Raw genomic sequence first — 20,589 nt, 5'->3', positions numbered from 1 at the left:
GTTACGATGTCCAAACAATCTAAGAGTTTATCTCGTTTGTTGCGCCAGCTTTTCGCCCAACGCTTCCTTGTCATTTTTGCCCTGATTGGAACCTGTTTGCAGGTTGGATTGACCGTTTATCTCCCTGTTCTGATTGGAAGGGCTGTGGATAGTCTGTTGACCGCTGGTTTTCAAGCACAATTGGTTGCTATTCTTGGACAGATGGTCCTGGTTATCTTGGTCAACACGCTTCTGCAGTGGATCAATCCCTTGTTGACCAACCGCATGGTATTTGGCTATATCCAGCAGCTCCGTCAAGCCGTCCTAGCTAAGGTGCACCGCCTGCCTTTGTCCTACCTAGACCGCCAATCCGTTGGCGACATGGTCAGCCGGGTAACGGCAGATAGCGAGCAATTGTCTACAGGACTAATCATGGTCTTTAATCAGTTTTTAACGGGAATCTTAACCATTCTCTTGACCATCGTCTTTATGGCCAAGTTAGATGTGCTCATGCTGGTCATGGTTCTTGTCCTGACACCTCTGTCCTTGCTTTTGGCTCGCTTTATCGCAACCAAGTCTTATCACTTTTTCAAAGAACAAACGCAGACGCGGGGGGCACAAACCCAGCTAATTGAGGAAATGGTCTCCCAGGAAAGTCTCTTGCAGGCTTTTAATGCCCAGGAAGAAGCGATTGCTGCTTTTTCTAAATCCAATGAGGCTTACATGACAGCTTCGCAAAAGGCCATTTTTTACTCCTCTACCGTGCCTCCGACGACCCGCTTTATCAACGCCTTGATTTACGGACTGTTGACGGGAGTGGGGGCCTTACGGATCATGTCAGGTGCCTTTACTGTGGGAGAGCTGACCACCTTCCTCAATTATGTCACCCAGTACACCAAGCCTTTTAATGATATTTCTTCGGTTTTGACGGAATTGCAGAGCTCACTAGCCTGTGCGGAACGCCTCTATGCTGTTCTGGACCAGTCTGACTTTGCAGAGACAGGCACAGCTGAGCTAAGTGAGGATGGCCTTGTAGGACAGATTGACTTTGTATCGGTCGGTTTTGGCTATGAGCCGGATAAGCCCCTCATCGAGGATTTATCAATCTCCATCCCGGCTGGTGCCAAGGTGGCCATAGTTGGTCCAACAGGTGCCGGCAAGTCCACCCTCATCAATCTCCTCATGCGTTTCTATGACCTAGAGAGTGGAGAAATCCGTCTGGATGGGACACCGACCACCGCCTACACCCGGCAAAGCCTCCGCCAGCAAATCGGTATGGTCTTGCAGGAAACCTGGCTCAAGGAAGCCAGCATCCATGACAATATCGCCTATGGAAAGCCAGATGCGACCAGAGAAGAAGTGGTGGTAGCAGCTAAATCGGCCAACGTAGATTTTTTCATTCGTCAGTTGCCGAATGGCTATGATACGATCCTCAAGGACAATGGTTCCTCCCTGTCACAAGGCCAGCGTCAGCTCTTAACCATCGCACGGATTTTCCTCAATATTCCTAAAATCCTGATTTTGGATGAGGCGACATCCTCGATTGATACCCGGACAGAGCTCCTGGTACAGCAGGCTTTTGAGAAACTGATGGTGGGACGGACCAGCTTTATCATTGCCCATCGCCTCTCCACCATTCAGACTGCGGACCTGATCCTGGTCATGGTGGCTGGTGACATCGTTGAATACGGCAACCACCAGGAACTCATGGCTAAAAAAGGAGTCTATTATCAAATGCAGATGGCCCAGACCTAGCCAACTTTTCAGAGCAGTTTTTCTGCTCTTTTTTCATGAAAAATTAAAACTTCCAACCTCAGTAAAGTTGGAAGTTTTTGCTTTACTCAGTCCAGAATCTGGCAGCAATTTCTTGACCTTGTTTGATTTTTGCCCATTGTTGTTCAACGGAGAGTTCGTTTCCTGAATCACATGATGCAAAACCACATTGGTGTGAGAGGAGCAGACGCTCTTTTGGTAGGATAGTGCTGGCTTGTTCAAGCAGATTGAGGACGCGTTCTTCGTCATCTAGTGTTTGAGTTTTACTAGAAAGTAAACCGAGAACAACTTCAGCATTTTTGTCTTTTAAGCTTTCCAAGGCCTTCAAATCACCAGCACGTTCATCATCCCATTCGAGGAAGAAACGGTCATAGTGTTGGTCTCCAAGGAATTTTGTAGCGATGGCTTCGTAGGTTCCCCCAGAAGCGTGACGGCTTTCATAGTTTCCACGGCAGTTGTGGGTCCAGACCTTAAGACCGATAGAGTGAGCGTAATCAACAACTTCATTATTGATAGCGACAAACTCATCCGCCAAATCTGTCAGAGCTGCGTTACCTGCTGCAAAGAAGGAGTTTGGATTCGTTTCATCAAAGAGTTCCCAGAGGCAATCGTCAAATTGAATGACTTCTCCACCAGCAGCCTTGTAGTCGTCCAAGAATTCTTTGTAGGCTGAGATTAGACCATTTTTCAAGTCTTCAGCAGTAGCGTAGACTTGGCCTTCCCCATGAAGTCCGTCAAAAATAGCGAGTTCAGTATAGGCATGGGCAGGGCCCCAAACAGTTAATTTTGTATCGGTATCGCCTGCCTCTGCTTTGACCAATTTGTAGATGTCAATGAAGTTGTGGTTTTTCCCTGAAAGAGGCTCAGTGATGCGGATGCCAATATCTTTACGTGTTTCATAAGAGCCCCCATCATGGTCTTTGAAAGTGTAACCGTGCTCAGCAATGTAACGCTCGATTCCTTTAAGTCCCCAAACAAAGTCCAAATGCCACATTGACTTAGAATACTCACCGTCGGTAACGATGTCGATACCGTTTGCTTTTTGGTCGGCTACAACTTGCTTGATGTTAGCACGTTCAGTTTCCTTGTATCCATCAAAGTCTTGGTAGAATGGGTAGTGGATGTCGTCACGGTGCTCAATTTTATTTTTAAAGTCTAGCAGATCTGCTGGACGTAGGAGTGAACCAACTAATTGAAATTTTGATTTAGCCATGTATATTTACCTCTTCATTCTAAGATAATCTTATTTTAGCTTAAAGATATTGTTTTGAAAAATAGTTATTAAGAGGTCTTGGATATAGTTTTAAACTATAAGAGAAAAAACTCCCAATCATAAGACTGGGAGTTTAGTGAGGGCTATCAATTTAGCTTGTAAATGCAGTGATTTCAGCTTCGATGTTAGCAATTTTTTCTTCGGCTTCAGCCAGTGTGTCACCAACAGTTGCGATGTAGAACTTGATTTTTGGTTCTGTACCAGAAGGTCGAACAGCAAACCAGCTATCGTCTGCCAAGGTGTACTTAAGGACGTTGCTTGGTGGTGTTGTCAGTGAAGTCACTGTGCCGTCAGCTGCTGTTGACGTGCATGCTTGGAAATCTTCTGTGATGGCAATATCCGTTTGGTTAAATTGACTTGGAGCATTATCACGGAATTTGTCCATGATTTTCTTAATCTCAGCGGCACCATCCACACCAGACAGGGTTACAGAAATAGTTTTTTCTGCGAAGTAACCATATTCCTTGTAGATTTCATCAATGCCATCTGCCAGGGTCAGGCCACGAGAGCGGTAGTAGGCAGCAATCTCTGCTACGAGGAGGACAGCCTGGATGGCATCCTTGTCACGAACGAATGGTTTAATCAAGTAGCCAAAGCTTTCTTCGAAACCAAACATATAAGTGTGGTTATGTTTTTCTTCAAATTCCTGAATTTTTTCAGCGATAAATTTGAAACCAGTCAAGACGTTAAACATGGTTGCACCGTAGCTTTCAGCAATCTTGGTCACCAACTCAGTTGATACGATTGATTTAGCCAGGGCAGCGTTGGCAGGTAAGGTACCTGCTTGCTTGTGGGCTTCAAGAATGTATTTGGCGATGAGAGCACCGATTTGGTTTCCAGAAAGATTCCAGTAAGAACCATCTGCTTGACGGATTTCAACGCCGAGCCGGTCAGCATCAGGGTCCGTTGCGACGAGAACGTCTGCATCAACCTGACGGCCGAGTTCTTCAGCCAAGGCAAAGGCAGCTTGGCTTTCAGGGTTTGGTGATTTAACGGTTGAGAAGTTTGGATCTGGGTTGGCTTGACTTTCAACAACCTGTACAGACTCAAAACCAGCTTGGGCCAGGGCACGACGAGCCAACATTTCACCTGTACCATGTAGCGGAGTGTAGACAATCTTCATGTCTTTACCGAATTCATTGATCAGGTCTTGGTTGATGTTTACATCCTTGACTTCCTTGAGGTACTCAGCATCAATAGCTTCGCCGATAATTTCGATAAGGCCTTCAGCCTTAGCTTGGTCAAGGTCAGCTACAGTAACCGTGAAGGGATTCTCAATTGCACGAATGTAGTCAGTCAAAGCATCCGCATCAGCAGGAGGCATTTGTCCGCCATCTTCACCATAAACCTTGTAGCCGTTAAATGGTGCTGGATTGTGGCTGGCCGTAATCATGATACCAGCAATGGCATTGAGATGACGTACTGCAAATGATAATTCGGGTGTCGGGCGAAGAGCCTCAAAGACATAGGCCTTAATGCCATGTGCAGCCAATACGCGAGCAGAATCTTCCGCAAATTCAGGGGAGAAGTGGCGAGAGTCATAGGCGATAGCAACCCCACGTTTTTTAGCTTCATCACCTTTGGACTCAATCAACTTAGCTAGACCTTCTGTTGCTTGGCGGACCACATAGATGTTGATGCGGTTGGTTCCAGCACCGATATAACCACGCATACCAGCCGTACCAAATTCCAAGTTAGTATAGAAGGCATCTTCTTTAGTCTTCTCATCCATAGCGACCAATTCATCGCGGAGATAGGCTGGAAGTTCAGTAAACTCAAGCCATTTGTCATAGTTTTCATTATAAGACATAGCGGTCTCCTTTAAAGTATCTTTTAAACGCTTTCATTATAACATAAGTCTTTAGAAAAAGAAAGCAGGATTTTCAGAAAATAGTAATACTAATTAGAGTATTTATCAATGAGAAACTCCATTAAATTGAGGGTGTTACCAAAGAAAAAATTTAAATTTTGATTTTCATAATCAGTCGTTGCGGCTTGATTTTCTACTAAAATACAGTAATCACTTACTTTAGTGTAGCTGCTATTTGGCGAAGCTGTAATTGCAATTGTACAACCTCCTAAATTTTGACAGGCTGTGATTTTTTGTAGGCCTCTTTTGTTTTCGCCAGAGTGAGAAAAAGTAATTAGGGTGTGAGGGGTATCGTCGGAAACCGTACTAACTTCAACTCCATCTAAATCAGCGGAATAAATCTTTTTTAATAATAGTTTTCGATAAGTGTAGCTTACGAGAAACTGACAAAAGCCTTCACCAAAAAGAAAAACTTTTTTCTCTGTAAATGCTTTCTCTAATTGTTTTCCGATTGCTTCCCAACTAGAGGTTGAACTAGCAAAAGGTAATGATTCTAAAAAATTTTTCTGTTGCTGGGCTTGTGTTTGTGAAAGATAGAAAATAAATTCTTTAAAATGACTGAATCCGGCTCTTTTAGCTAAGCGACTTATAGAAGAGGGGGAAGTAAAGTTTTCTTGTGCAATATTTCTAATATCAAGGTTTTCATGATTCAAAATCATAGTTAGTATATTTTGGATAACATCACCATCTTCAGGGTGCAAAGTGTTATTTGGAAAAAGTCTATCAATATGAGATAAATGTGTCATAATAATTTTCTCTTTCAATGAAAATATTTTCAAAGGATGGAAAAACTTCCAAACAGTTGCGAAAGTATTGTATGCGTTTTCTAATTATACTATACTTAGCATGTGAAGTAAATGATCAGATACGAAACAACACTATAAACAGTCCTATCAGAAAGGAGGACAGCCATGAAACAAGTTATTATCAATGCCGACGATTTTGGGTATTCACCAGCTGTCAATGCAGGTATTGTAAAAGCTTATCAAGATGGTATTTTAACTTCGACCACTTTGATGGCAAACATGCCGGGATGTTTAGAAGCAGTGGAATTAGCCAAGCAAAATCCGGGTCTAGGAGTTGGGGTACATATGGTACTAACTTGCGGTCACGCAATAACGAAAGGAAAGACGATTAGTCAGAATGGACGATTTTATTCTCTTAAAGAATACCATGACCAGCGTTCTCAGATAGATGATGAAGAAATATTTGAGGAATGGTGTCACCAAATTGATTATCTTCTTGAGAAAGGATTACAGCCAACTCATATCGACAGTCATCATCACTTACATACTTTTCCTGAAAATCTAGCCATTACAGAGAGGATTGCTCAGAAGTATCAACTACCGATACGTAATGCTTATGATTTGGAAAAAAATGTTTCACTCCCTTATCAAATTGGAGCAACTGGTTTTCTGGATTTAACCAATTATCCCAACATTCGAAATTTATCACATAGCTTTGAGGAACTCAAGCCAGGTTGTCTGGATGAAATTAGAGCAGTTTTAAATCAAGTAGAGGACAATGCCATTACAGAGCTAATGGTACATCCAGCCTATGTCGATGAAATTCTCTATTTTAATTCTTCCTTTAATGTGGCACGCGTTAAAGAAGTCTCTCTTTTGTGTGACAAGGATGTTGCTGCAGTATTTAACGACTATCAGATTCAACTTTGCCATTATGGCACGACTATATCATAAGTTAAGAGGTTTATCATGAAAGAAAAAATGATGAAATCAGCCAGTGTCTTTTCTAAGGCGATTATTCAGCCAGTCTTGTTCATGGCGGTTACAGGGATTGTACTCTCTATCTGTGCTATTTTGAAGCTAGACTTCATGCCAGATTTTACAAAGAATATCGGAAATTTTGTCTTTAATATTTTATCAGGTGGTATGATTGGTCAATTGAGTGTTATCTTCTGTGTGGGGATTGCTACAGCTCTTGCCAAACCAAAATACAAAACGGATGCAGCCATTCTAGGGATTATCACTTTTCTTGTATTCTTGTATGCCAATAATTCTTGGTTGACATTGACCAATGGACTTGCAGAAGCAGGTGAGTTTGGGCTCTATGGTACTGGTCAAGGTATGGTCTTTGGTATGCAGGTTGTAGACATGGGTGTATTCCTTGGGATTATGCTAGGTTGCCTTGTCGGTGTTATGGTCAATAAATTTGGCGAAATCAAGCTACACAAGTATCTTTCACCGTATGAAGGAACCAAGTCAGTTTACATTATTCTGATTTTCCTAACAATTTTACTTGCTATTGTAACAACCTATATTTGGCCAGTTGTTAATTCGATTGTTGAAGCAGTTGTTGCCACTACGACAACTTCAGGCTCTCTAGGCTTCTTCTTCTATGGTTTCCTGAACCGTATGTTATTGCCACTTGGTTTGCATCACTTCCTCTGGATGCCATTGTTCTACACACCACTTGGTGGTACTGCTGAAATTGCAGGTCAAATGCAAAATGGTGCTTTTAATATTTGGTTGGCAGAACTTGGAAATGCAAGTTCTATCACAAGCATGCACCCATCTATTGGTTATTTGTCTAACTTTGGTTCTATTTCACTTCCTATCGGTATTGCATTTGCTCTTTGGAAAACAGCTAGACCTGAAAATCGTAAGAAAGTTGCATCTATCTTGATCCCAACTGTTGTAACAGCATTTATGGCTGGTGTGACAGAACCTCTTGAATTCCTGTTCCTCTTCTTATCGCCCGTTCTGTGGTTTGCTCATGCAATTGTTTATGGATTGAGCCTATTGATTACAAATCTCATTGGTATCTCTATTCAGTTCGATACTGGTATCAACATGATCATCAATAGTTTTGCCTTCCCAACTTCTCTTGGTAAGCAATACTGGATTCCAGTTGTCTTTGTCATCACAGCTCTCATGGAGTATTTCGTCTTCCGTTACCTCATTATCAAACTTAATATTCCAACACTTGGACGGGAAGATATAGCAGAAGAACACCTTGATTTACCTATTCCTTCTACAGAGGCCACTACACCATCTTCTGTAGACTCACAAGTAGAAACAATTGTTGCTGGTCTTGGTGGTAAGGATAACATTGCTAACATCATCAATTGTTATACACGTTTGCGGGTTGACATCAAGGATGAAAGCAAGGTTGATATGGGGATTCTGAAAAATCAGGTTAAATCATCTGGTATTGTCGATAAAGGCAAACATATCCAGATTATTATTGGACTAGGTGTGGAAAAAGTTCGTGAACAAATTGAAGAGTATTTGAATTCATAAAAGAAAAGGAGAACAACTATGGGACATAAATTTGTTATGGTAGGCGGAGGGTCTACTCAATCACCAGGAATTTTAGAAGTATTACGTCAACGTTCGGAAGAACTCAATTTAACGGACTTAGTTCTCTACGATATTGACGAGGAACGTGTTTCCCTACTAGGTCAGTACACGAAGATGTATTATGCTGAAACAGGCTCACCAGTGAATGTGTCGTACACAACAGATATTGATGAAGCTTTTACGGGTGCTGATTACCTTTTTATGCAAATTCGTCCAGGTCTGAATCGTCAACGAGCTATTGATGAAAAAATTTGTATTCGAAATGGTGTTGTTGGTCAAGAAACCTGCGGTTTAGGTGGATTCTCATTTGCCATGCGTGTTATTCCAGCAGTGATGGAAATCATTCGTAAGGTTAAGGAACTCTGTCCAAATGCTTGGATTCTGAATTATACCAATCCTGAAGCGATTCTGTCAGAAGCCATTTACCGTGAGTTTCCAGAGGCAAAAGTGCTCTGTATCTGTGACATGCCAATTTCTATTGAGGGTGCGATTGCCAAGTACTTCAATAAAGACCTACGCGATTTGACTTTCAAATACTTTGGTCTGAATCACTTCGGTTGGTGGACAAATGTCTATGATGAAAAGGGCAAAGACCTTCTTCCACAATTACGAGAAGATGTAGTGTCAGGTAAGATTGACACACTTCTCCAGTCCAACGAAGAAACCAAGGCAGACCAGTACTGGATTGATACTTATAAACAGATGATTGGTCTCTTTAAGCGATTCCCTGATTACTTCCCTAACTGTTATTTGCAATATTATTTAACACCAGATGAAATGTTAGCACATGATGATATTGATTTTACACGTGGGGACTATGTTATGCAGGGACGTGAAAAACGGATCTACGAAGAATGTCGTCGCGTAATTGCTGCAGGAACTGCCAAAGATTCCTCACTTCATGCAGGTGTGCACGGTAATTACATTGTGGATATTGCTTATGCCATTATTCATAATACCCGTGAACGCTTCACAGTCAATAAGAAAAACCATGGCGCTATTTCAAACTTCGATCCAGAAGCGGTGGTTGAAGTACCTGCTTATGTCGGTAGCATGGGAACTGAAACTATCAATATCGGTAGTATTCCAACCTTCCAAAAAGGACTGATGGAAATGCAAAAAGCCTATGAGAAAAAGACAGTGGATGCAGCTTTGACAGGTTCTTATCAAACAGCTTTGGAAGCAGTAATGTTGAATAAAACAATCCCAAACTATACTGTTGGTAAGAAAGTATTAGATGAGTTGTATGAAGCCAATAAAGAGTATTGGCCAAAGTTAAAATAGATAATAAAAACTAGGTTCTGATTTCGAACCTAGTTTTTATTATCTATTTTCTTAACCGACTGAGCCTAGGTACCGCAAGACCTGTGAAGAAAGCTGAAATCAGCATTTCTGCCACAGAATTAGTTCCTATGACAACAGCAAGGAGCTTTTGAATGTCCCCGTTATAAACATTGGCAAATAGGATGAAAATACCACCCAAGACAAATACTGTATTGGTCAGGGAACCGATGGCTCCTGCAAGGAAGGTGCCGGGTTTACTTGGCCAGAGTTTGTAGATGTAATAGGGAGTTATTCCGATAAGAATCCGAGGCACCATAGCAATAACTAACGAGTAAACATTACCATTTTCTACAAAAGGTGAAAAGAGGTAGCTGGTCGGTAAGCGGATGACAGTGTTGGTGACTACGCTGATGATTCCCATAAGTGCCCCAAGACTAGCTCCGATACAGGGGCCGTAAAGGATAGAAGCGATGATAACGGGAATATGAATCAGGGTTGGTTTAATTGGGACTGGCAGGACGTTGAAAATGGTCGAACTGACAAAGTGGATGACCAACATAACTGCAAAAAAGATGGCAATGGTCGAGACAGTTTGGGATTGCTTATGGCGCATGGAAAATCTCCTCAATAATTTCAATAACGTGGGGGATATCTGCCAGAGCTCCGCGACCGATATCGCCGCAGGCCAAAAGGGCAGATTTTGGTTCGATTTCTCGATAACCCAGTTCCTTGAGCGTCGCAAGGTTACGTTGGGTCAAGGGATTGTCGTACATTTTAGTGTTCATAGCAGGAGCAACAACCTTGATGGCTTCCTCTGGTAGGGCAAGAGCAAGAGAGGTTACCATGTTATCGGCCATGCCATGAGCGAGTTTCGCGATGGTATTGGCAGAGGCTGGCAGGACGAGAAAGAGGTCTGTCTGCTTGGCCAGTTCGATATGGTTGATCTGCTCTGCTATTTTTTCCTCCATCACATCGAGATGGACAGGATTTTTGGACAGAACCTGGAGGGTCAGGGGTGTGATAAAGGCAGTCGCAGCCTCAGTCATAAGAACATGAACCTCGTATCCGAGTTTGCCGAGAGCAGAGGTCAAATCCGCAGCCTTATAGGCTGATATGGAGCCAGTCACGGCTAAGGTGATGCGTTTGGATCTTGGATTAGTCATGAGATACCCTCTTCAAAATCATTTCAGCGATGGCTTGCTTGGTCGTTACTAGAGTCTCGTTGGTTTCATCAACCAGGTAGGCATGGTGACGCTTGGCATCAATCTCTGTCAGATCATTGGCTACGATAAAGTCAGCCTTGTTGTTAATCAGACTCTTGCGGGCGACGCTGAAGAGTTCTTCTTTAGTTACATCAACTAGCAGTTTAAACCCAACGAGCTTGATAGTTGGATTCCATTCCTTGACATGGCTGATGACCTTTGGCGTCTTTTTCAGGAAAAGCACTTGGACATCCGAGTTTGAGGAGATTTTTTTCTCCGTGTTTTTCTTGGTCAATAGCAGAGCAGGGTCACTGACTGTCTGCAGTTCATCCAGGTCAGTCATGTAGACTGGGGTGTAGTCAGACACAGCCATGCTATGAATCAGAACATCATGGGACTTAACCAAGGGCTTAAGGGTTTCCATAAGGGAAGCTACATCGCTGATGAGGACGACGGTCAAGTTTGCCTGTTTTTCAGGTTTGACGGCCTCTTTAGTTGTCACGAGGGTCACCTGATGGCCTTCCTTGAGGCAATGCTCTGCCATGATTTTACCTAAGTGACCGCTGGCGTGATTGGTAATGCCACGGACATCATCGATGAGTTCCGTTGTCCCGCCAGACGTGATAAGAATGTTCATTGGTTTCATAGGAATATTGTACACAAAAAGCCCTTTTTCGTAAACCTAAAAAATTGGTTAAAAACAGTGATTTCTTAAGGTAAGCTTAACGATTTTTGATATCGAGTTTACTTTAAGGTTTCTTTTATACTGGTTGCGTATGATAGGCCCATCAAGATTTGATAAGGAGTTTCCATGAGATTTTTTAAGAAACATTTTTTTACCTTACTGTGTTCGGCAGCTCTGCTATCGGCCAGTACCTATACCCTCCTAAAGACCTTTGTTTTGTCTGAAGCTATTTCAACGGTGCAGGCGACCACAAGCAACAGTAGCACCAGTTCAACAAGCTCATCTCCGACGAGTTCCACGACTTCGACTAGTACAGGTGAGGTCACACAAACAGATACCTCTTACAAGGATGACAACATTTCTGTGACCATTACGACTGGTCAGACAGACGACACGACTTATTACGTGGCGGACATCCAAGTGTCCGATGCGTCTTATCTGAAAACAGCCTTGGCCAATGACACCTATGGGACAAATGTAACGGCTACGACCTCCAGCATAGCAGCAAGCAATAATGCTATCTTTGCCATAAACGGTGATTACTATGGCGCTAACTCGACAGGTTATGTCATCAAAAATGGGGTTCTCTACAGGGATAGTTCACGCAATTCTGATTACGAAGACCTGGTTGTTTACTCAGATGGTAGCTTTGGGACCGTAAACGAATCCGACACGACAGCTCAGGAATTGCTGGACAGTGGTGTTGTTCAAACCTTTGCCTTTGGACCAACACTTGTAAAAAATGGTGAAATTGCAGTCTCTACCTCAGAAGAAGTTGGTCAAGCCATGGCAGATAATCCACGGACAGCCATCGGTATTATTGAAGAATCTGACGGCAGCCTCCACTACATCGTCATCGTCTCAGATGGTCGGAGCGATGAATCAGCTGGTTTAACTCTTTATGAAATGGCAGAGCTCATGCAGTCATATGGCGTGACAACAGCCTATAACCTTGATGGAGGTGGTTCATCAACCATGTACTTCAACGGCCAAGTCGTCAACAAACCAACCACAAACGGAACAACTATTAAAGAAAGAGCGGTGAGTGATATTGTTTACATCGGTTACTAAAAAAACATACTCAAAATCTATGATTAGTTTGATAGGGATTGCCCTATTTTGCACCATCTTTACCTTCGTCTATGAAAAGTTTAGTTATGGTGAGTCTTCACTTTACATGCGTTTCATGTTTCTAGCGCCTTTGGTTGGAGCCTTGCTTTATCTCTTGGCCCAGCTTGGAATGACCTGGATGACCAATCGTCTGTCGACACAACTTTTCAATGTCACCATAGCAACGATTGTCAGTGGCTGTCTCTGCAAGGGCATTATTGAAGTCTCTGGGCGGACCACAACCCTAGACCAACCTTACTGGATTGCTGCAGGTGTACTCTTTGTACTGAGTCTTCTTGTAGGACTTCTCCTGGCTCCTAAGCCTCAAGCAACAGTTTAATCTATTGACGAAAAAGTTGAGTTCAAAGCTCAGCTTTTTCCTTATTACAAAGCAAAGTTTGGAGTGAACAAAGGAAGGTGGCTGAGGCTATTGTAGATGTATTTTGCATTTGTGCATTTGATAGAATGGAAAACAAAATTTGGCGCTTAAAAATCTGAATTTAAGCCTTCTTTTAGGAATAATTTAGGTTGGTTTTAGGGAATCCCCTTAAAATAAAGGTAGTTAAATAAGGATACCTCATTCAGGAAAGATGAGGTCAGGTTCAGACTGAGGTTTTATCAACCGTGGTCTGTCAGAAAGGAAATGGCTCTATGTATATTATCATCCCATCTTACGAACCAGATCAGCGTTTGATTAAGCTTATTCAAGACATTACCAACAAGATTAGTGACGCATCTATGCTTGTTATCAATGACGGCAGTGGTGTTGGCTACGACACTTATTTTCATGAGGCTGAGCGGCTAGGGGCGACAGTCCTCACACATGAAATCAACAAGGGCAAGGGTGCAGCACTTAAGACAGCCTTTACCTATATTCAGGACCATGGCGAAGCAGATAACTATATGGTGACAGTCGATAGTGACGGTCAGCACTTGATTAAGGATATTGTCCGCGTGGCCCGTGTCGGTCAAACGCAAGCTGATAAGATTGTTCTTGGTGCGCGTGCCTTTGTTGGTAAGGTTCCTGCCCGTAGTAAATTTGGCAATAAGGTAACAGCTGGCCTGTTTGGTCTTGTGACCGGTGAAAAAATAACTGATACCCAAACCGGCCTACGTGGGCTGTCAGCCAGTATGATTCCTTGGTTGTTGACCTTGGAGGGTGACCGATTTGAATATGAGTTTAACATGCTCTTGGAGGCTCACAATGCAGGCTACGGATTAAGCGAAGTTCCCATTGAAACTGTCTATTTGGAAGAAAATAAAAGTTCCCACTTTAGACCAATCCAAGATTCAATTCGTATTTATGCTCCTTTTTTAAAGTTTTCGGGCACCGCAATGACCGCAGCGCTAGTTGATGCTATCTTACTCTTTGTCTTTATGGCAATCACAAAAAATCTCTTGGTATCAGTAGTTCTTGCGCGTGTCCTCAGTGCTGCTTTGCAATGCTTCCTAAACGCCAATCTCGTTTTCAAGAAGACTGATACGCCTCTCAAGTCAATCATCCGCTATGCCATGTTGGTAGTGGTTATTCTGACTTGTAATTACTTGCTCATCCAAGGTTTGGTTAACGTCGGAATCGGTCTGGTGATAGCAAAGCTCATAACCGAGATTTCTCTCTTTATCCTTTCTTACAGAGTTCAAAAAACGGTGGTTTTCGCCTAACAATACGAACAATAAAAAATCAATCACTAAAAATGTGCGTTTTTAGTGATTTTTTGATATACTTAAAGAAATCAATTTTTAAGGAGTCTGTCACAGATGAAAACAGATATCGAGATTGCACAGAGTATTGAGCTCAAGCCTATCACAGAGATTGTTGAACAAGTTGGCATTGGATTTGATGACATTGAACTGTATGGAAAGTATAAGGCCAAGCTTTCCTTTGAGAAAATCAATGCCCTCAAGGATCAAGAACCAGGCAAGCTTATTTTGGTGACAGCCATCAACCCAACTCCAGCAGGTGAAGGCAAGTCCACCATGTCAATCGGTCTTGCAGATGCCCTTAATAAAATTGGCAAGAAAACTATGATTGCCCTCCGTGAACCCTCACTCGGGCCAGTTATGGGAATCAAGGGCGGTGCTGCAGGTGGCGGTTATGCCCAAGTCCTTCCTATGGAGGACATCAATCTCCACTTTACTGGTGACATGCATGCTATTACGACTGCCAATAATGCCTTGTCAGCTCTTTTGGACAATCACCTTCAACAGGGCAATGAGTTCGGGATTGACCAACGTCGTGTTATCTGGAAACGGGTGGTCGACCTCAACGACCGTGCCCTTCGTCAAGTGATTGTAGGTCTAGGTAGTCCTTTAAATGGTGTTCCACGTGAAGACGGTTTTGACATTACGGTGGCTTCAGAAATCATGGCCATTCTCTGCTTGGCGACAGACCTTGCAGACTTGAAAGAACGCCTGGCATCTATTGTCGTGGCTTACACTCATGATCGTAAGCCAGTTTATGTTCGCGACCTCAAGGTTGAAGGGGCATTGACGCTCATTCTTAAGGATGCGCTTAAGCCAAACCTTGTTCAAACGATTTATGGGACGCCAGCCCTGGTTCATGGTGGTCCCTTTGCTAATATTGCTCATGGGTGTAACTCAGTCCTTGCGACAACGACTGCTCTGCGATTGGCGGACTATACAGTAACAGAAGCCGGATTTGGTGCAGACCTGGGGGCAGAAAAATTCCTCAACATTAAAACGCCAAATCTGCCTAAGGCTCCTGATGCTGTTGTTATCGTAGCCACCCTTCGTGCCCTTAAAATGCATGGTGGTGTAGCTAAGACTGATTTGTCAGAGGAAAATCTAGACGCCATTCGTGCAGGATTTGCCAACCTTGAGCGCCACGTGGCAAACATCCGTAAATTTGGTGTGCCAGTGGTTGTTGCCATCAATGAATTTGTCGCAGATACAGCAGCAGAAGTAGCCCTTCTCAAGGAGCTCTGTGCGGGTATCGATGTGCCTGTTGAGTTAGCTAGTGTCTGGGCTGATGGGGCTGCTGGTGGCGTTGCCCTAGCTGAGACAGTGGTTTCTGTGGTGGAGCAAGGTCAAGCCAACTACACTCGCCTCTATTCAGATTCAGATAGTCTTGAAGAAAAAGTGACCAAAATTGTCACAGAAATTTACGGTGGAAGAGGAGTAGTCTTTGGCCCTAAGGCCAAGACTCAACTCAAGCAATTTGCAGACTTGGGCTGGGACAAAATGCCGGTTTGTATGGCCAAGACCCAGTACAGTTTTTCTGACAATCCAGTTGACCTTGGTGCGCCAGAAGGATTTGAAATTACGGTCCGTGAATTTGTGCCAAAGACTGGAGCTGGCTTTATCGTAGCCTTGACTGGTGATGTTATGACCATGCCAGGTCTTCCAAAAGAACCCGCCGCCCTCAACATGGATGTCCGTGAAGATGGTACAGCTGTAGGTTTGTTCTAGTCAGGTTTAAAAAGTCCAGCTGTTGGTCAACTGGACTTTTTACTTGCATTGATGCATTATGATGAAAACTCCTGAATGCTGGAAATAAAAATTGGTGCAAGATAAGGTAATAATTTTTGTGATATAATAGTTTGATAGACGACTAGAGAGTGAGGAGATTTTATGAATAAAAAAGATAGGGTGGTTTACCTATTAAGTAGGGGACGATTTGGTTTCTTGCGAGTTATTTTCAGCCGAGCCACCATCATTGTCCTGCTTATTATCTTGCAACTGATGATGCTCATGGCATCATTTCGTTGGTTGGAGCAGTACCATGTTCAATTGGATGTTCTAGAAATTTTCTTACGAATTGGAACCGTTCTATACTTGGTCAATAGTAGGATGAATACGACTTCAAAGATTACTTGGCTCTTATTGATTACCGTTTTTCCTTGGTTGGGCTGCCTCTTCTTGATATATACTAAGGTTGATTTTGGCTTCAATGGTTTAAAACTTGGTATGCGTCGGATTATTAGGGATACTCAGTATTTACTGAAACAGAGTCCTGAGGTTATTGAAGAACTGAAAAACAATCATACCTCAACCTATAATTTGGTCAATTATTTCTCACGTAATGATGGACATTACCCGGTTTATAAGCACAGTAGGGTCACCTATTTTCCTTCTGGTGAAGCGAAATTTGCTGAGATGAAGGAGCAGTTGCTCAAGGCTGAAAAATACATTTTCCTAGAATATTTCATTATAGGTGAAGGAATCATGTGGGGAGAGATTTTGGCCATTCTTGAACAGAAGGTTAAAGAAGGTGTCGAAGTTCGTGTTATGTACGATGGTATGAATGAATTTTCAACCTTATCCTTTGACTATGATGAACGTTTGACCAAGCTTGGAATTCAAGCTAAATCTTTCGGTCGCCTCTCACCCTTTGTATCGACCTATTACAACTATCGTGACCACCGTAAAATTTTAGTCATTGATGGTAAGGTAGCTTTCACAGGTGGTGTCAACCTAGCTGACGAATACATTAACCATGTGGAGCGCTTCGGTCACTGGAAGGATACAGCAATTATGGTTGAGGGGCCTGCAGTCGATACCTTCACAGTTCTTTTTATGCAAATGTGGTTTCACAATGAAGCTAATCCTGTTTTAGAAGGTTATCTCCCTGAGACTCATGAACAGTTTGAATCAACTGGTTATCTAGTTCCCTATGGAGATTCTCCTCTCGACAATGATAAGATGGGAGAAAATGTCTACATTGATATTCTTAACCATGCGCGTGACTATGTCTACATCATGACTCCATATTTGATTTTGGACAGTGAATTGGAGCATGCCATCCAGTTTGCGGCTGAGCGTGGAGTAGATGTTCGTATTATTATGCCAGGTATTCCGGATAAGACTGTTCCATTTGCCTTAGCCAAGACCTATTATCCGGCTCTCTTGGATGCTGGTGTTAAGATTTATGAATACACACCTGGTTTCATCCATGCCAAGGTTTTCTTGGCGGATGATCAAAAGGGAGTGGTTGGCACGATCAACCTAGATTACCGGAGCCTCTACCATCATTTCGAATGTGGTTGCTACATCTATAAATCCGAAGTTTTAGATGACATTAAACAGGACTTTGAGGAGACCTTGGCGGTTTCTAAGGAGGTTACCCGCGATTCCCTCAAGTCCATGTCCATCTTAACTAAAATGACGGGTGTTCTGACTAAGACCATCGCTCCGCTTATGTAAATAAGCAATAGCAGAGCAGAGATGAACGAGATGCTTGACAGTCTGACAATTTCTGTTATACTAGGGTCATGCGATGAGCCGAAGCGTTGCGTAAGCAACATTCGACGCTGGGGAGGTCATTAACGCAGGAGCGGATCTTGCTGGCATGTGTGAACCGTGTCCAGCTCACTCTAAGAGTGCCCCTAATCTCCTATCTTTCGATAGGAGATTTTTTATTTGACTTATACCTTTTCAAGCAATTGAAAATGGTGTATAATGAATATATTACAAATTTTTAGAAAATTACGAAGATAAGTTCGTCTTATCTTAAAGAGGTATTTATGGGATATACAGTCGCAGTTGTTGGGGCCACTGGTGCCGTTGGAACACGTATGATTAAAATGCTGGAAGAGTCAACTCTTCCAATCGACAAGGTTCGCCTTTTGTCTTCTTCACGTTCAGCAGGTAAGGTTCTCCAGTACAAGGGCCAAGACATTACGGTTGAATTGACAACGGAAGATGCCTTTGAGGGTGTAGATATCGCCCTCTTCTCAGCAGGTGGTTCTGTCTCAGCTAAGTTTGCCCCATACGCGGTTAAGGCAGGAGCTGTAGTCGTTGATAACACGTCTTATTTCCGACAAAATCCAGATGTGCCATTGGTTGTGCCTGAAGTGAATGCCCATGCCCTCGATGCCCATAACGGAATTATCGCTTGTCCTAACTGTTCAACCATTCAAATGATGGTTGCTCTTGAGCCTGTTCGTCAGCAATGGGGCTTGGAACGTATCATCGTTTCAACCTATCAAGCTGTCTCTGGTGCGGGACAATCTGCCATCAATGAAACTGTACGTGAGTTGAAAGAAGTGGTCAATGACGGTATCAACCCACGCGACGTTAAGGCGGAAATTCTTCCATCTGGTGGGGATAAAAAACATTATCCAATCGCCTTCAATGCTCTTCCACAAATAGATGTCTTCACTGATAACGACTATACCTATGAAGAGATGAAGATGACCAATGAAACTAAGAAAATCATGGAAGATGATAGCATCGCGGTTTCTGCAACTTGTGTGCGTATTCCAGTCTTGTCAGCTCACTCAGAGTCTGTTTACATCGAGACCAAGGAAGTCGCAGACATTGCAGCAGTCAAAGAAGCGATTGCAGCTTTCCCAGGTGCCGTTCTTGAAGACGACGTTGCCAACCAAATCTACCCTCAAGCAGTTAACGCCGTGGATAGTCGTGATACTTTTGTTGGACGTATCCGTAAGGACTTGGACAAGGAAAACGGCATCCACATGTGGATTGTTTCTGATAACTTGCTTAAAGGTGCCGCTTGGAACTCCGTCCAAATCGCTGAAACCCTACATGAACGTGGCTTGGTCAGAAAGACGGACGAGTTGGTGTTTGAGTTGAAATAATGAAAGGTTACATCAATGAGTAAAACAGAATCAAAAATAGCAGAAAAGATGTCTCAAAACCCTAAGGCGCAACTTGTTTTGAGTCTTATCTTTGGTTTTTTCATTCTCGTTGGAGCTTGGTGGGGACGTCAAGAACTTCTTGCCTGGGAGGCAACAGGGGGTGAAAAAGCCTTGCCCCGATTTGTTTACTGGTTGTACAGTATCGGTGGTGTCAACGCTCCAGCTATTTTGCTGGGGTTAGGTAGTCTCATTTTCTTTGGACGAGCTTATCAGATTGTTAAAGAGATGAAGAATCGGAACTAGCAGGTCTTTGAATGGAAATAAGGAGCACCATGCTCGCAGTTACAGTCAGCCAAGTTAGAAAAATTAGCTTGGCTAACTTTTCTAGTATCACGAAATGAAGAATAGGAGAAGTTTATGTCCATTGACCAATTAAGAAATGCCAAAATTATCACGGCTATGGTAACGCCTTTTAAAGAAGATGGCTCTATCAATTTTGATGCCCTTCCAGACTTGGTTGAACACCTTTTGGCCCACCATACGGATGCTCTGCTATTGGCAGGGACGACTGCAGAAAGTCCAACATTGACTCACGATGAAGAGTTGGAACTCTTTGCGGCGGTACAAAAAATTGTCCAAGGCCGCGTGCCCTTGATCGCTGGAGTAGGGACTAACGATACCCGTGACTCGATTGAGTTCGCCAAGGAAGTCGCAGCCTTTGGCGGTTTTGCAGCAGGTTTGGCTATTGTTCCTTACTATAATAAGCCATCCCAAGAGGGACTTTACCAACACTTTAAAGCTATTGCAGATGCCAGTGATTTGCCAATTATTGTTTATAATATCCCTGGACGTGTTGTTGTAGAGTTGACACCAGAAACCATGTTGCGATTGGCGGAATACCCAAACATCATCGGTGTTAAAGAGTGTACGACACTGGCAAATATTGCCTATTTGATTGAGAATCGTCCTGATGATTTTCTTATTTACACCGGAGAAGATGGAGATGCTTTCCATGCCATGAATCTTGGAGCTGATGGTGTAATTTCTGTTGCCTCTCATACCAATGGGGATGAAATCCATGCCATGTTTGAAGCCATTGCCAATAGTGATATTAAAACTGCTGCAACCATTCAACGCAAGTTTATTCCGAAAGTCAATGCCCTCTTCTCTTATCCAAGTCCAGCGCCAGTCAAAGCAGTCCTCAACTATATGGGCTTCAATGTTGGACCATTGCGTTTGCCACTGGTTGCTGCACCAGCAGAAGATGCTAAACGCATCATCAAGGTTGTCGTTGATGGTGACTACGAAGCCACCAAAGCAACCGTTACGGGTGTTGTAAGACCAGATTACTAAAAAGCGAAAAAAGGTCCAGTGGACCTTTTTAGGTTTGAGCCCAGAAATCGGAGAGTGAGAAAAAAGAGAAGGAAAAGAGGCTCTTTGTCAACTGTAGTGGGTTGACCAATTTAACACCGAGAGAGGACAGGACTTGTCTTCTCTCGTTTTATGTTTATGGCAATGAAAATACGAGTT

General features: G+C 43.0%; 18 protein-coding genes. 12 read left to right on the top strand and 6 right to left on the bottom strand.

The features are described 5' to 3' along the window. Positions 1-6: 6 nt before the first annotated feature. Positions 7-1,734 carry an ABC transporter ATP-binding protein gene (locus ACFORF_RS05775; protein WP_380426289.1) on the top strand — a complete coding sequence of 576 codons (1,728 nt, stop codon included), beginning with the start codon at positions 7-9 and terminating at the stop codon, positions 1,732-1,734. Between the two features lie 82 nt (positions 1,735-1,816). Here the strand turns inward: ACFORF_RS05775 and ACFORF_RS05770 are convergent, their stop codons facing one another. The 3 genes from ACFORF_RS05770 to ACFORF_RS05760 all read right to left on the bottom strand — a co-directional run bounded on the left by ACFORF_RS05770 (position 1,817) and on the right by ACFORF_RS05760 (position 5,641). Then, positions 1,817-2,965, bottom strand: coding sequence for a cobalamin-independent methionine synthase II family protein (locus ACFORF_RS05770; RefSeq protein WP_380426288.1), 1,149 nt, complete (start codon positions 2,963-2,965; stop codon positions 1,817-1,819). Between the two features lie 151 nt (positions 2,966-3,116). After that, positions 3,117-4,835, bottom strand: coding sequence for a phospho-sugar mutase (locus tag ACFORF_RS05765; RefSeq protein WP_380426287.1), 1,719 nt, complete (start codon positions 4,833-4,835; stop codon positions 3,117-3,119). Between the two features lie 89 nt (positions 4,836-4,924). Continuing rightward, positions 4,925-5,641 carry a MurR/RpiR family transcriptional regulator gene (locus tag ACFORF_RS05760; protein WP_380426286.1) on the bottom strand — a complete coding sequence of 239 codons (717 nt, stop codon included), beginning with the start codon at positions 5,639-5,641 and terminating at the stop codon, positions 4,925-4,927. Positions 5,642-5,806: 165 nt separating this feature from the next. Between ACFORF_RS05760 and ACFORF_RS05755 the strand changes: the two genes are divergently transcribed. The 3 genes from ACFORF_RS05755 to ACFORF_RS05745 are packed head-to-tail and all read left to right on the top strand — an operon-like array spanning position 5,807 to position 9,502. Continuing rightward, positions 5,807-6,595, top strand: coding sequence for a carbohydrate deacetylase (locus tag ACFORF_RS05755; RefSeq protein ID WP_380426285.1), 789 nt, complete (start codon positions 5,807-5,809; stop codon positions 6,593-6,595). Between the two features lie 15 nt (positions 6,596-6,610). Next, a complete protein-coding gene (locus ACFORF_RS05750; protein ID WP_380426284.1) occupies positions 6,611-8,158 on the top strand; it encodes a PTS transporter subunit EIIC in 1,548 nt (515 codons plus the stop codon). An 18-nt stretch (positions 8,159-8,176) separates the two neighbouring features. Further along, positions 8,177-9,502: a family 4 glycosyl hydrolase gene (locus ACFORF_RS05745; RefSeq protein WP_380426282.1), complete on the top strand. Its 1,326-nt coding sequence runs from the start codon at positions 8,177-8,179 to the stop codon at positions 9,500-9,502. Between the two features lie 43 nt (positions 9,503-9,545). Here ACFORF_RS05745 and ACFORF_RS05740 read toward each other — a convergent pair whose 3' ends face one another. From ACFORF_RS05740 to ACFORF_RS05730, 3 genes are read right to left on the bottom strand one after another with little or no spacing between them, the layout of a single operon-like run. Beyond that, entirely contained in the window at positions 9,546-10,115 is a 570-nt protein-coding gene (locus ACFORF_RS05740; protein ID WP_380426281.1) for an ECF transporter S component, read from the bottom strand. Next, positions 10,105-10,665 carry a phosphopantothenoylcysteine decarboxylase gene (coaC, locus tag ACFORF_RS05735; RefSeq protein WP_380426279.1) on the bottom strand — a complete coding sequence of 187 codons (561 nt, stop codon included), beginning with the start codon at positions 10,663-10,665 and terminating at the stop codon, positions 10,105-10,107. The genes ACFORF_RS05740 and coaC overlap by 11 nt, the downstream gene beginning before the upstream one ends. Continuing rightward, the gene (locus ACFORF_RS05730; protein ID WP_380426420.1) at positions 10,658-11,341 is read right to left on the bottom strand and encodes a phosphopantothenate--cysteine ligase; all 684 of its coding nucleotides are present in this window, start codon (positions 11,339-11,341) and stop codon (positions 10,658-10,660) included. Before ACFORF_RS05730 ends, coaC begins: the two co-directional genes overlap by 8 nt. Positions 11,342-11,515: 174 nt before the next feature. Here ACFORF_RS05730 and ACFORF_RS05725 point away from each other — a divergent pair, with 174 nt between their 5' ends. From ACFORF_RS05725 to dapA, 8 genes are all read left to right on the top strand, one after another. Continuing rightward, positions 11,516-12,460 (top strand): phosphodiester glycosidase family protein, encoded by a 945-nt coding sequence (locus ACFORF_RS05725; RefSeq protein WP_380426277.1) that lies wholly within the window; start codon positions 11,516-11,518, stop codon positions 12,458-12,460. Between the two features lie 19 nt (positions 12,461-12,479). Beyond that, on the top strand, positions 12,480-12,839 hold the full coding sequence (locus tag ACFORF_RS05720) for a hypothetical protein (RefSeq protein ID WP_380426275.1): 360 nt from the start codon (positions 12,480-12,482) through the stop codon (positions 12,837-12,839). Positions 12,840-13,150: 311 nt separating this feature from the next. Then, on the top strand, positions 13,151-14,161 hold the full coding sequence (locus ACFORF_RS05715; protein ID WP_380426273.1) for a GtrA family protein: 1,011 nt from the start codon (positions 13,151-13,153) through the stop codon (positions 14,159-14,161). Positions 14,162-14,257: 96 nt separating this feature from the next. Next, positions 14,258-15,928, top strand: a complete 1,671-nt coding sequence (locus ACFORF_RS05710) for a formate--tetrahydrofolate ligase (protein WP_380426271.1) — start codon at positions 14,258-14,260, stop codon at positions 15,926-15,928. 162 nt (positions 15,929-16,090) lie between these two features. Continuing rightward, positions 16,091-17,662, top strand: a complete 1,572-nt coding sequence (gene cls / locus ACFORF_RS05705) for a cardiolipin synthase (RefSeq protein WP_380426269.1) — start codon at positions 16,091-16,093, stop codon at positions 17,660-17,662. A 320-nt stretch (positions 17,663-17,982) separates the two neighbouring features. Continuing rightward, positions 17,983-19,059, top strand: a complete 1,077-nt coding sequence (locus ACFORF_RS05700) for an aspartate-semialdehyde dehydrogenase (protein WP_380426267.1) — start codon at positions 17,983-17,985, stop codon at positions 19,057-19,059. 15 nt (positions 19,060-19,074) lie between these two features. Further along, entirely contained in the window at positions 19,075-19,362 is a 288-nt protein-coding gene (locus ACFORF_RS05695) for a hypothetical protein (RefSeq protein ID WP_380426265.1), read from the top strand. A 114-nt stretch (positions 19,363-19,476) separates the two neighbouring features. Continuing rightward, positions 19,477-20,412, top strand: a complete 936-nt coding sequence (gene dapA / locus ACFORF_RS05690) for a 4-hydroxy-tetrahydrodipicolinate synthase (RefSeq protein ID WP_380426263.1) — start codon at positions 19,477-19,479, stop codon at positions 20,410-20,412. Positions 20,413-20,589 lie beyond the last annotated feature (177 nt).

The organism is Streptococcus caprae (genome assembly GCF_042649745.1).
Classification (GTDB): domain Bacteria; phylum Bacillota; class Bacilli; order Lactobacillales; family Streptococcaceae; genus Streptococcus; species Streptococcus caprae.
The sequence above is the reverse complement of the archived record's forward strand: the minus strand, read 5'-3'. Positions and strand labels throughout refer to the sequence as shown.